Raw genomic sequence first — 12,391 nt, forward strand, 5'->3', positions numbered from 1 at the left:
AGAACCGAATGGCCGCCTTTTTCGTGCTTCCGAGCGTTACGCCTGCAGGGTTGCCTCAAGAGAGATGCTCTTGACGCCGGCCAGCGCCTGGGAGACAGGGCAGCCGACCTTGGCGGACTCGGCGATGCGCTGGAAGTCGGCTTCCTCGATGCCAGGAATCACAGCTTTGAGGATCAGCCGGATGGCGGTGATTCCTTCACCAGGCACGAAATCGACCTCGGCTTTGGTCTCGATCCGGTCGGCGGTCTTGCCTTCCTCGCTGAGCGCCAGGCTGAATGCCATGGAGAAGCAGGAGGAGTGGGCGGCGGCGATCAGCTCTTCAGGGCTGGTCTTGCCTCCTGCCTCTTCCGAGCGGGCTTTCCAGGTGACGTCATAGGTACCCAGGCCGGACGAGTCGAGACTGACCTGTCCGGTTCCGGACTGTAGGTTGCCGCTCCAGATGGTGTGGGCATTACGAACTGTAGCCATAACTGATTCTCCTTTGTGGGTGATTGCTGACCTCGGCGTTGGTGTTGGTTACAGACCGAGATCCGATTCGAACGCTCCGGCTTCGAGGCGCGCCTTCAGCGACTGCAGGAAGCGGCCGGCGTCGGCGCCGTCCACCAGACGGTGGTCGTAGCTCAGGCTGAGGTACATCATCGAGCGGATCGCAATGGTGTCTTCACCGTTGGCGGTCACCACGACAGGGCGCTTCACAATAGCACCGGTGCCCAGGATGCCGACTTGGGGCTGGTTGATGATCGGGGTGTCGAACAAGGCGCCTACCGAGCCGATGTTCGTGATGGTAAAGGTACCGCCGGACAGCTCGTCCGGTCCGATCTTGCCGCTGCGGGTCCGGGATCCGACGTCGGCGATTTTCTTGGCCAGACCAGCCAGGTTCAGATTCCCGGCGTCGCTGATCACCGGAACCAGGAGGCCTTTTTCGGTGTCTACAGCGATCGCAAGGTGCTCGGCGTCGTGGTAGGTGATTTCCTTGGCCTCCTCATCGAACGAGGCGTTCAGCTTGGGGTGCTGCTTGAGCGCCTCGGTCACTGCCTTGGAAATGAAGGGCAGGAACGTGAGCTTGGCGCCGTTCTGGGCCTGGAAGTTGTCCTTGGTGGAGGTGCGCAGGCGAGCCACCTTGCTCATGTCCACTTCGATGACCTGGGTCAGCTGGGCTGAGATTTCCAGTGACTCGCGCATGCGACGGGCGATGGTCTGCCGGATACGTGGGGCCTTCTCGACAGTTCCGCGAAGCTTGGCTGCCTCAGCGGATGGCTCTGCCGGTGCTGGCGGTGCTGCGGACGCTGCGGGTGCTGGAGCTGGCTCGGCCGTCTTCTTCGCAGCCTCGGCGGCTTCGAGAACATCCTGCTTGCGGATCCGCCCACCAACGCCGGTGCCCTTGACTGAGTGCAGATCGACGCCCTGGTCTTTCGCGAGACGACGGACCAGGGGAGTGACATAGGCCGCGTCTGAGCCGCCTGACTTGTCCTCGGCTGGCTTCTGCTCGGCTGGTTTCTCCTCAGCCTTTGGGGTGGCGGGCTTGGCTTCTTCCTTGGGAGCCGGCGTTTCGTCCTTCGCCGGGGGCTCATCGGTGTTGGCCGGCTTGGCGACCGGCTCTTCGCGTTCCTCTGATGGAGCAGCGGCTACTGGCTCCGCGCCGCCTTCAGCCTTTGCCGGAGCCGAGCCGCCGGATCCGATGACTGCCAGAACGGCGCCAACCTCGGCGGTCTCGTCCTCGGCCACGAGGATCTCCAGCAACTTCCCGGCAACCGGGGAGGGGATCTCGGTATCAACCTTGTCGGTGGACACCTCCAGCAGCGCCTCGTCCACCTCGACGTCATCGCCGACGGCCTTCAACCAGCGGGTAACGGTGCCTTCGGTGACGCTCTCGCCCAGGGCGGGAAGCGTGACCTCGGTGCTGTCGCCGCCCGCCGATTCGTCAGAGGACTCGTCCGTGGCGGGCTCGGGCGCCTTCTCCTCGGGCTCAGCCTCGGCGGAGGGTTCTTCAGCGGCCGGTTCCTCGGTCTCTGCTGCCTTCTCGTCGGAGGCGTCCCCTGACGAGTCTGAGCCGCCGGAGCCGCCGGAGCCGTCACCGATGCGCACAAGCGGCGCCCCTACTTCTGCGGTCTCGTCCTCGGCAACCAGGATTTCTTCGATGACCCCGGCGATTGGCGAGGGGATTTCCGTGTCGACTTTGTCGGTGGACACCTCGAGCAGGGGCTCGTCAACCTCCACGCGGTCGCCAACCGCTTTCAGCCAGCGCGTGACGGTGCCTTCGGTAACGCTTTCGCCGAGGGCGGGTAAGTTGACGGATTCAGACATAGTGTCCCCGTTTCTCCTAATTAGTTCTTGCCTCACGGTGCCGAATCCCTGGGATCCGGCACCGTGAGGCCGAGGTTGCGAGTAATGCTGGTGGAACGCTTAGAAGCGAGCTTAGTGCACGATGTGTAGCTGCTCCGGGGAGCGGTGGGGCGTGCCGGACTATCCGTGCAGTGCCTTGCCCGCCAGAGCGAGGTGGGCTTCGCCCAGTGCTTCGTTCTGGGTGGGGTGGGCGTGAACCAGCTGTGCGACGTCTTCCGGGTAGGCCTCCCAGTTCACGATCAGTTGCGCTTCACCGATCTGCTCGCCCATGCGGGTGCCGATCATGTGGACACCGATCACCGGGCCGTCCTTCTCACTGACGAGCTTGACGAGGCCGCCCGACCCCAGGATGGAGGTCTTGCCGTTTCCGGCGAGGTTGTACTCCTGGGTGAGGACCTTGTCGTCACCCAGCTTCTCCCTGGCGGCCTTCTCGGTGAGACCGACCGAAGCGATTTCCGGTTCGCTGTAGGTGACCTTGGGGATGTTGACGTCCTCGACGATGACCGGCTTCAGGCCGGCAATTTCCTCGGCAACGAAAATGCCCTGCTGGAACCCGCGGTGCGCAAGCTGGAGGCCAGGAACGATGTCACCGACGGCGTAGACGTTCCCGACGCCGGTGTGCAGACGCTCGTCGGTGATGACGAAGCCGCGATCGATGGTGACGCCGGCCTCTTCGTATCCGAGTCCGTCGGTGACAGGCCCACGGCCGACGGCGACGAGCAACAGATCAGCTTCAAAGGTTTTGCCATCGACGAGGGTGACGACGACGCCGTCGTCGTTCTGCTCGACCTTCTCAAAGAAGGTGCCGGTGGTGAAGTTGATGCCACGCTTCTTGAAGGCACGCTCGAACGCCTTGATGATGGTGGCGTCCTCGTTGGGAACGAGCGAGGGGAGGCCTTCGATGATGGTGACGTCGACGCCGAAGGACTTCCAGACCGAGGCGAATTCGCAGCCGATCACACCGCCGCCCAGCACAATGGCCTTCTTGGGGAGGGTGTCCATTTTCAGCGCGTGGTCCGAGGTGATGACTTTGCCGCCGATTTCCAGCCCGGGGAGGGTCCGAGAGTAGGAGCCGGTCGCCAGGATGATGTTCTTGCCGGTGTAGGACGTGCCATCGACATCAACGGTGTTGGTGGAGGTGAGCTTGCCAGCACCCTCGATCACGGTGATGCCTTTGGACTTGATCAGGCCCTGCAGCCCCTTGTACTTTCCGGCGATGATTCCGTCTTTGTAGGCGTTGACGGCGGGCATGTCGATCGACTCGAAGGTCGCGTTGATCCCGTACTTCCCGGCGGAGCGTGCAGTGTCAGCGACCTCGGCCGAGTGCAGCAGGGCTTTGGTGGGAATACACCCGTTGTGCAGGCAGGTGCCTCCGAGCTTGCCCTTCTCGATGAGTCCCACTGTGAATCCCAGCTGGACGGCTCGGAGTGCAGCGGCATAGCCACCGCTGCCCCCGCCCAGGATCAGGATGTCGAATTCTTGCGCAGTTGCCGTATCGGCCACTTGAACGCTCCCTCGCGTAATCTGTGACGGGCTGATGCGCCCGTCGGTTGATGATTTTGGCGGAATGCTTGGTGTGATCAGGATTCACCCTAGCCGCAGATCCGGCCAGCATCCACTCGGTGTGAGACGATCCATCCCCGGATGTGGGCAGTCTCACCCCGTTCATTGAGGTAAGACTGCCCAGTAGGCTTACCTAACTGTGACAGCCAGATCCTCGGCGTAGGCCAGCAGGGTGCGGACACCGACGCCGGTGGCCTCCTTCGGCGTGTAGCCGTGGGCGGCACCTTCGTTGAACGCCGGTCCGGCGATGTCCAGGTGGGCCCAGGGAATTTTGCGACCGTTTACTTCGCCCACGAACTCGCGGAGGAAGACGGCTGCAGTCATCATGCCGCCGAACTTTTCGCCGATGTTGGCGATGTCAGCGACCTGCGAGTCGAGGCTGGGGCGCAGCTCCTCGGGGAGAGGCATCGGCCAGAACAGTTCGCCCGAGCGGTCAGCGGCGCCCTTGACGGCGTCGACGACGTCGTCGTCGCCCATGACCCCCGACACCCGGCGCCCGAGGGCAATCATTTGGGCACCGGTGAGCGTCGCGATATCGATGAGCGCGTCCGGTGCTTCTTCGCTGGCTGCGGCCAGTGCATCGGCCATGACCAGTCGGCCTTCGGCGTCGGTGTTGAGCACTTCGACGGTGCGGCCGCCGTAGGTGGTCATGACATCCGAGGGGCGCTGGGCGGTTCCGGACGGCATGTTCTCCGCGAGGCACAGCCAGCCGGTCACCTTGATGGGCAGGCCCAGTTCGGCGATGGCGAGGACAGTGTTCAGAACGACGGCGGCTCCGGCCATGTCGAGCTTCATGGTCTGCATTCCCGCAGCGGGCTTCAGCGATAGTCCGCCGGAATCGAAGGTAATCCCCTTACCGACCAGGGCGAGGCTCTTCTTGGCCGAGCCGGGGGAGTATTCAACCTTGACCAGACGCGGCGGGCGGGACGAGCCCTTGCCGACGCCCAGGATTCCGCCGTACCCGTCCTTTTCCAGCCGCGCTTCATCGAGCACGGTGACCTTGACAGGCAGCCCTTTGGCGAGATCCTTGGCGGCCTGCGCGAAGGACTCCGGGTAGAGGTGGCTCGGTGGTTGGTTGACCAGCGTCCGGGTGACATTGACTCCCTGGCCCAGGATGCTGGCACGGCGCAGCGCTGTTTTCAGTTGGCGGTCCTGCGCGGCCGGGGTCACGATGGTGACGCTGTTGACGGGCTGCTTTGCTGGCACGCCGTCTGACGCGGCGCGGACCGACCGGTGCTCGGAGTAGGAGTAAGCCCCCATCACTGCACCTTCGGCAACTGCCGCGGCGGCAGCCACCGTGGCCGCGGGCAACGCGATCGTTACTGAGTCGAGACCCATGAGCTGGCGGATAGCGGCGCCTGCGGCCCGGCGAAGCGTCTCCTCGGTGAGGGTTCCGTCTGTGGGAAGCCGGCCAACGCCGGTCAGTACGAGAATGTCGGCTGTGGTGCCCTCCAGGCCCGGCAGCCGGCGCACTTCGTCAGCGCTTCCGGTGATTCCGAGCATGGGCAGGGAGTCGGCGAGTGCCGCCGAGTCCTTCGCCGAGAGCGGCGAGTCGAGCAGGACGGGCCCGCCGGATTGTTGGCCGACGCCGATCACCAGGGCGTCGCCGGCGGTCTTCCTGGAGTCCTTGGTGACAGCTGTCAGCTTGACTTCGCTGGCTTTATTCACTGGGTATGTTCCTCACTTCCATGTGCTGGACAGATTGGTGGTTGGGCGCTCAATGACGCGCCGATCCAGTATCGATCGTAGTCTGTTGGGGAACCTATGGCCGGGCGGAATGAATGTGTGCCCCCCTGGCGTTGGACTAGGTATCCACTAAAAGCCACGAACCTGTTAGGAGGGGAGATGCTCAATCCAGAGACTCTATTCAACGCAAACATTGACCTGATCGACGATCAGCAACTGCGGGGGCTCCCTCTTCTTGCCGGGTTCACCGGGTTTGTCGATGCCGGACACGTGGTGTCCCAGGTAATCGAGGAAATGCTCACCACCCTGGACCACGAGCTGGTGGCGGTGTTCGACGCCGACCAGTTGATCGACTACCGCAGCCGGCGGCCGAGGATCACCTTCGCCGAGGATCACCTCGCCGATTACCACCCGCCGCGGCTCGAATTGCACCGGGTGCATGACGGGATGGGCGTGCCTTTTCTCCTGCTGGCCGGCTTCGAGCCTGACCTGCAATGGGAGCGGTTTATCAGCGCCGTGACGGGCCTCATTGACCGCCTCCAGGTGCCGCTGGTGTCCTGGATCAATTCGATTCCCATGCCGGTGCCGCATACGAGACCGCTCGGGGTCACCGTCCACGGTAACCGGTCGGACCTGATCGAAGGCATGAACACCTGGCGCCCGACCGCTGAACTTCAGGCTTCGGTGGGCCACCTCCTTGAGTTGCGCCTGATCGAATCGGGACACGACGTCGTCGGCTATGTGGTTCATGTTCCTCACTACCTTGCCGAGGCCGAGTACCCCCCGGCGGCTGTCACCGCGCTGGAGTACCTGGGCGCATCGGCGTCCCTCGTCCTTCCGACTGACCGGTTGCGTGAGGCGGGCCGGGACGTGGAGCGGCAGATTGCCCGCCAGGTTGACGGCTCTGCCGAAGTCAGGGGGGTAGTCTCCACCCTGGAGGAGCGCTTCGATGAGCGCGCAGGGTCGGCTGAGCGGCGCTCTCTATTGGTCAAAGACAACAGCGAGCTGGCTGACGCTGACGAGATTGGTGCAGCAGTGGAGGCATATCTCGCGAGCCCCCAGGCCGCCGACGAGTCGGTGCAGCTGTTGGAAGAGGATCGCAGGGCCGGCGATGCCGCTGACCCGGATGGTGGCGGGAACACCGGACGGTAGGGAATGCCTCCGGTCTCGACCCGTCCTCCACAGCAGTTGATTCGGGGTGGTTGCACACATAGCCCTGGCTACTACGTTGGACGAGTTGTGCGGCGGCCATGCTCGATGTATGACTTCCATCACCACACCCCCTGAACAGCCCTTTCAGGTGACCTCGGCGGCGGACATTCTCAGCTATGTCCTTCACACTCTGGGGTTCCAGCCAGCCGAAAGCCTGGTTTTGCTGACCATGTGCGGGAAGCGGGTCGGCGCAACGCTACGGGTTGACCTACCGGATGAGGACGTCGACCCGGGCGACTATGCCGCAGGGGTCTGTTCCATCCTCGCTTCGCCACCTCGGCGGACGGCGCCTTGCTGGTCCTCTACACGACCGATTCGTGGGTTCTGCCCTCGGGCCCACCCCGGCAGGAGCTGGTGCGCTGCCTGAAAAGATCTTTGCACGCGTCGGGACTGCAATTGCGTGACGGGTGGCTGGTCTCCGACACCATTTGGCGCGACTATTTTTGTAACGACCAGGGTTGCTGCCCGTGGCCGGGTCACCCGTTGGACAGCGTGACCGACAGCCCCCTGAACACCGAGTTGGTCTTTCGCGGCAGCAGTGTTGCCCGGTCACTGAGCGCTGCGGTGCAAGGCGACACCCCGCAACCGTGGGCTGACCCGAGTGAGATTGCCCGCCGGTGTCAGAACCAGCAGGATCGACTGGGTCGGCGCTGGACAACTGCACCTCAATTCGCTGCAACCCTTGCCTTATGGGATGTTCTACTGGCGTCCCCAGCTGACCCAGCGCCGCTCGACGATCACGACATTACCGCTCACCTCCTGGCTTCGCTCGTTTCCCGTTCGCTCCGCGACGCAGTGCTGGTTTTGGCAGCGCTCGGCAGGGAAACCGCAGTGAGCGGTGCAGCAGGAAATGGAGTGCAGCGTCCGGGCGGGGGTGCTCCTGATCTGCCTCCGGTTGCCTGGGCGTTGCTGGACCTCGAGCCCGGCGATGGGATGCCCACGACCCGAGGCGCCGCAGGCCGGCGGTACACGCGCGAGTTCTGCGACGTGTTGATCGGTCAGCACCGGGGTCAGCTGCTGTGGGATCGGGTTGACGTGGCGCATCATCTGTTCAGCCGGCTGTCGGCTGTGGCGACGGGTGAACCGCGGGTTGCCCTACTCACTATGCTCGGCTGGATTGAGTGGGCCCGGGGGCGGGGGTCCAGGGCCCACGTCTATCTGCAGGAGGCATTGAAAGAAATGCCCGGCTACTCCCTGGCCGGGCTGCTTGAACAGGTGGTGGCCCGCGGCATGCTCGCGGAGTGGACCCGGGACAAGGAACTGGCTTGGCGTAATGGCGCACCGCACGCCGCGTGAGCAGCAGCGAAGCGGTAGATCCAGGGGGGCAGGTGATTTATAGAAGCCCATGAATCGTGCGACAATGGGAATCGAGACCCGGTCGGGTTCGTGTGTCAAGTGGTGTTCTGCAATGTCAACCAACCAACCTTTACGGGATGGTGTGGGAATAGTGCAGGGAGTGGGACTGTTCCTCTTCAGTGAGGAAAGCCCCGTTTAGCCACTTGAATCCACTCACGGACTTGACAGGGTCATAGTGGTGTTGCCCCCTTGGCAACATCACAGACGCCGTATGAAAGGTTCTCTGTGTCGGCCAAGAAGACAACTGCACCGGATGTAACAGAACCCGGGGCAACGACCACCAAACGCCGGGCCGCCCCCAAGAAGGCGGCACCGAAGACCGCTGCCGTCAAGCCGCTGTCAGCGCGGGCCGCCAAGGCCGCTGCAGCCCAGAACGCCGCAGCCGTTGAGGTTGAAGATGACAGCCCCGAGCTCGACGCTGCGGGAAACCCCATCGAGCCAGCTGAAACCACAGAGCGTGCCGCCGCCGAGGCCGAAACCAAGGCCGGTTCAGGCTTCGTCTACTCGGACGCCGACGACGACGACGCCCCCGCGCAGCAGGTCATCTCAGCTGGGGCGACCGCCGATCCCGTCAAGGACTACCTGAAGCAGATCGGGAAGGTAGCGCTTCTGAACGCGGAGCAGGAAGTCGATCTTGCCTTGCGGATCGAAGCTGGCTTGTTTGCCGAGGAAAAGCTGGCGGCCGACAAGGATGCGGCGAAGCCGATGGATCCGAAGCTGCGCCGTGAGCTGGAATGGGTCATTCACGATGGCAAGCGTGCGAAGAATCACCTGCTGGAAGCCAACCTGCGCCTGGTGGTGTCACTGGCCAAGCGGTACACCGGCCGGGGGATGCTGTTCCTCGACCTCATTCAGGAAGGCAACCTGGGTCTGATCCGTGCGGTCGAGAAGTTCGACTACACCAAGGGCTTCAAGTTCTCCACCTACGCCACCTGGTGGATCCGTCAGGCGATTACCCGCGCCATGGCCGACCAGGCACGGACCATCCGTATTCCGGTCCATATGGTTGAGGTCATCAACAAGCTGGCGCGTGTCCAGCGCCAGATGCTGCAGGACCTCGGCCGCGAGCCGACCCCTGAGGAGCTCGCCCTTGAGCTGGACATGACGCCCGAGAAGGTTGTCGAAGTCCAGAAGTACGGCCGCGAGCCGATTTCGTTGCACACCCCGCTGGGTGAAGACGGGGATTCCGAGTTCGGCGACCTCATTGAGGACTCCGAGGCCGTCGTCCCCGCGGACGCCGTCAGCTTCACCCTGCTGCAGGAACAGCTGCATTCGGTGCTCGACACCTTATCGGAACGCGAAGCGGGAGTCGTCGCGATGCGCTTCGGACTGACCGACGGTCAGCCGAAGACGTTAGACGAAATCGGCAAGGTCTACGGCGTGACCCGCGAGCGGATCCGCCAGATCGAATCGAAGACGATGTCCAAGCTGCGCCACCCCTCCAGGTCACAGGTGCTGCGCGACTACCTGGACTAGGAAAATCTTGTCAGCCGGTAACCGGCCTCAACCAAGAAAGGACCCCCACACCTCAGGTGTGGGGGTCCTTTCTTGGTTTCGGGTCGCTCTATGAGCCCGGGTTATGCGCTTAGTCTTCGCTTACCGGTCCGGGTGCTGCATTCAGACGGTTGGTCTCATCCTGCCACTCGGACGTTAGCGGCCTCAGATTCGACTCGACGGAACGCGCGTGGTGGCCACAGAAGAGCAGCTCACCACCGGAGGACTGAAGAACTGCGCGCACATAGGCCTGGGCTCCGCAGCGGTCACAGCGGTCCAGCGCGGTCATTTCGCGGGTTGCTACTGCTGTTGTCATGATTGCCTCCTTGGTGGTTCCTGTAGTTCATATAACCACTATTCGTTGCCGATCTATTGCAAGCTGGGTGATCTTTCGCTGAGCGCGTAGCATCGCCCGGCGGCGTCACACTTTTGGTGGCCGGGTACCCGGCCCGCCTACGCGGAACCGCGGGGCAGGGGGAATATGCTGGAATAATGCGTCCGGAGGTCCCCGGCGTGGCGCCCGATTTCCGGTTTCGCCAAGAACCTGTAGCACCGGCAAAGGAGTCTTACCCAACGTGGCGCCACCCAGCACTGAATACAACGCCCGGCACCTCTCGGTCCTGGAAGGCCTCGAAGCCGTCCGCAAGCGTCCGGGCATGTATATCGGTTCGACTGACTCCCGCGGGTTGATGCACTGCCTGTGGGAAATCATCGACAATTCGGTGGATGAAGCCCTCGCCGGTCACGGCCAAAGTATCAAGGTCATCCTGCACCCCGACGGGTCGGTTGAAATTCACGACGACGGGCGAGGCATCCCCGTCGACGCCGAACCGAAGACGGGACTGAGCGGTGTCGAGGTGGTCTTCACCAAGCTGCATGCCGGCGGAAAGTTCGGCGGCGGGTCCTACACCGCCTCGGGTGGTCTGCACGGTGTCGGGGCCAGCGTGGTGAACGCCCTGTCCTCCCGCCTCGATGTCCAGGTCGACCGCGGCAGCAAAACCTACCAGATGTCCTTCAGGCGCGGCGAGCCCGGCCGCTTCCTCGACGCAAGGACCCCCTCACCGACCTCCAAGTTCGAACCGTTTCTGGAGAGCTCACGGCTTGAAGTGGTGGGTACCACCAAGCGCGGCGTGACCGGGACCCGGATCCGGTATTGGGCCGACCGCCAGATCTTCACCCCCGACGCGAAATTCTCCTACGAAGAGCTCCAGGCGCGCGCACGGCAAACCTCCTTCCTGGTCCCCGGACTACGGATCACTTTGCGCGACGAACGTCGACTGGCCGGCACCGCAGCCGAGGCCGGACCGCTGGAGGAGCTTTTCCAGCACGACGGCGGGATCTCCGAATTCACCACCTTCCTCGCCGCGGACAGCGCGGTCACCGACGTCTGGCGCCTGCACGGCTCCGGACGGTTCAAGGAATCGGTCCCGGTAATCGGCGAGAACGGGCACAGCGAGATCGCCGAGGTGGAACGCGACTGCGAGGTGGACATCGCCCTGCGCTGGGGGATCGGCTACGACACCACGGTGAAGAGCTTCGTGAACATCATTGCCACCCCCAAGGGCGGTACCCATCAAAGCGGCTTCGAACAGTCCCTTCTGAAGTCCTTCCGCAAGGTGATCGAGGCGAACTCCCGGAAACTGAAGGCGGGAAGCGACAAGATCGAGAAGGACGACGTGTTCGCTGGCCTCACCGCGGTCCTGACGGTGCGGCTCGCCGAACCGCAGTTCGAGGGCCAGACCAAGGAAATCCTCGGCACCTCAGCGGTGCGGGCCATCGTGGCCAAGGTGGTGGAGAAGGAAATTCTCGCGAAGCTGAACTCGACGGCGCGGGGAGACAAAGCGCAAAGTGCCCTGCTGCTCGAGAAGGTAGTTGCCGAAATGAAGTCGCGAATTTCGGCTCGGGTGCATAAGGAGACCCAGCGCCGCAAGAACGCCCTGGAGACCTCGTCAATGCCGTCCAAGCTGGCCGACTGCCGGATTGACGACGTCGAGCGCTCCGAGCTGTTCATCGTTGAGGGTGACAGCGCGCTCGGTACCGCCAAACTTGCCCGCTCCTCCGACTATCAGGCGTTACTCCCTATCCGCGGGAAAATCCTCAACGTGCAGAAGGCATCGGTGGGCGATATGCTCGCCAACGTCGAGTGCGGCGCATTGATCCAGGTGGTGGGTGCCGGCTCCGGCCGCAGCTTTCAACTGGACGCGGCCCGCTACGGGAAGGTAATCCTGATGACCGACGCCGACGTCGACGGCGCCCACATCCGCACCCTCCTCCTCACCCTGTTCTTCCGGTACATGCGCCCGCTGGTGGACGCCGGCCGAGTGTACGCCGCTGTGCCGCCGCTGCACCGGGTGGAGGTGGTCAATCACGGGTCGAAAGCCAACGACACCATCTACACCTACTCTGAACAGGAACTGACCAGGCTGCTCGCCGAGCTGGAAAAGCAGGGCAAGCGCTACAAGGAACCTATCCAGCGGTACAAGGGGCTGGGGGAGATGGACGCCGAACAATTGGCTGAGACCACCATGGATCCACGGCACCGCACGCTCCGGCGGGTGAGGATCCAGGAAGCCGAATCCGCCGAGCGGGTCTTCGACCTCCTGATGGGCAGCGATGTGGCTCCCCGCAAGGACTTCATTGTTGCCGGGGCCGCGTCACTGGACCGGGAGCGGATCGACGCCTGAATCGGTGATGGGTTACTTACTTCTCTCCTCCGTGAGAGAGCCGCTCAGGCGAA

At 63.5% G+C, this 12,391-nt stretch carries 10 protein-coding genes; 5 read left to right on the forward strand and 5 right to left on the reverse strand.

What is annotated here, in order from left to right:
- Window positions 1-36: 36 nt before the first annotated feature.
- The 4 genes from ACX80O_RS06560 to ACX80O_RS06575 form a co-directional block, all read right to left on the reverse strand.
- Complete coding sequence (locus tag ACX80O_RS06560) at window positions 37-468, reverse strand: OsmC family protein (RefSeq protein WP_459332930.1); 432 nt, start codon at window positions 466-468, stop codon at window positions 37-39.
- Between the two features lie 48 nt (window positions 469-516).
- The gene (gene sucB, locus ACX80O_RS06565; RefSeq protein ID WP_459332931.1) at window positions 517-2,304 is read right to left on the reverse strand and encodes a 2-oxoglutarate dehydrogenase, E2 component, dihydrolipoamide succinyltransferase; all 1,788 of its coding nucleotides are present in this window, start codon (window positions 2,302-2,304) and stop codon (window positions 517-519) included.
- Window positions 2,305-2,463: 159 nt separating this feature from the next.
- Entirely contained in the window at window positions 2,464-3,846 is a 1,383-nt protein-coding gene (gene lpdA, locus ACX80O_RS06570; protein WP_459332932.1) for a dihydrolipoyl dehydrogenase, read from the reverse strand.
- Window positions 3,847-4,035: 189 nt separating this feature from the next.
- Window positions 4,036-5,574 (reverse strand): leucyl aminopeptidase, encoded by a 1,539-nt coding sequence (locus ACX80O_RS06575; RefSeq protein WP_459332933.1) that lies wholly within the window; start codon window positions 5,572-5,574, stop codon window positions 4,036-4,038.
- Between the two features lie 177 nt (window positions 5,575-5,751).
- Between ACX80O_RS06575 and ACX80O_RS06580 the strand changes: the two genes are divergently transcribed.
- The 4 genes from ACX80O_RS06580 to ACX80O_RS06595 all read left to right on the forward strand — a co-directional run bounded on the left by ACX80O_RS06580 (window position 5,752) and on the right by ACX80O_RS06595 (window position 9,636).
- Complete coding sequence (locus tag ACX80O_RS06580) at window positions 5,752-6,744, forward strand: proteasome assembly chaperone family protein (RefSeq protein WP_459332934.1); 993 nt, start codon at window positions 5,752-5,754, stop codon at window positions 6,742-6,744.
- A 109-nt stretch (window positions 6,745-6,853) separates the two neighbouring features.
- Window positions 6,854-7,171: a DUF4192 family protein gene (locus tag ACX80O_RS06585; RefSeq protein WP_459332935.1), complete on the forward strand. Its 318-nt coding sequence runs from the start codon at window positions 6,854-6,856 to the stop codon at window positions 7,169-7,171.
- Window positions 7,057-8,100, forward strand: coding sequence for a DUF4192 domain-containing protein (locus tag ACX80O_RS06590; RefSeq protein WP_459332981.1), 1,044 nt, complete (start codon window positions 7,057-7,059; stop codon window positions 8,098-8,100). The genes ACX80O_RS06585 and ACX80O_RS06590 overlap by 115 nt, the downstream gene beginning before the upstream one ends.
- 285 nt (window positions 8,101-8,385) lie before the next feature.
- Window positions 8,386-9,636, forward strand: a complete 1,251-nt coding sequence (locus ACX80O_RS06595) for an RNA polymerase sigma factor (RefSeq protein WP_459308422.1) — start codon at window positions 8,386-8,388, stop codon at window positions 9,634-9,636.
- A 109-nt stretch (window positions 9,637-9,745) separates the two neighbouring features.
- Here ACX80O_RS06595 and ACX80O_RS06600 read toward each other — a convergent pair whose 3' ends face one another.
- A complete protein-coding gene (locus ACX80O_RS06600) occupies window positions 9,746-9,970 on the reverse strand; it encodes a DUF7455 domain-containing protein (protein ID WP_196866630.1) in 225 nt (74 codons plus the stop codon).
- Window positions 9,971-10,229: 259 nt separating this feature from the next.
- On the opposite strand from ACX80O_RS06600, the gene ACX80O_RS06605 reads away from it, so the two are divergent.
- On the forward strand, window positions 10,230-12,338 hold the full coding sequence (locus tag ACX80O_RS06605; protein WP_459332936.1) for a DNA gyrase/topoisomerase IV subunit B: 2,109 nt from the start codon (window positions 10,230-10,232) through the stop codon (window positions 12,336-12,338).
- The last annotated feature ends 53 nt before the right edge of the window (window positions 12,339-12,391 follow it).

The organism is Arthrobacter glycogeni, from assembly GCF_054511155.1.

Bases quoted from the DNA above. Each gene is read 5' to 3' on its own strand.
- ACX80O_RS06600 (WP_196866630.1), bottom strand. From the start codon at position 9,970: ATGACAACAGCAGTAGCAACCCGCGAAATGACCGCGCTGGACCGCTGT.
- ACX80O_RS06580 (WP_459332934.1), top strand. From the start codon at position 5,752: ATGCTCAATCCAGAGACTCTATTCAACGCAAACATTGACCTGATCGAC.
- ACX80O_RS06560 (WP_459332930.1), bottom strand. From the start codon at position 468: ATGGCTACAGTTCGTAATGCCCACACCATCTGGAGCGGCAACCTACAG.
- sucB (WP_459332931.1), bottom strand. From the start codon at position 2,304: ATGTCTGAATCCGTCAACTTACCCGCCCTCGGCGAAAGCGTTACCGAA.
- ACX80O_RS06585 (WP_459332935.1), top strand. From the start codon at position 6,854: ATGACTTCCATCACCACACCCCCTGAACAGCCCTTTCAGGTGACCTCG.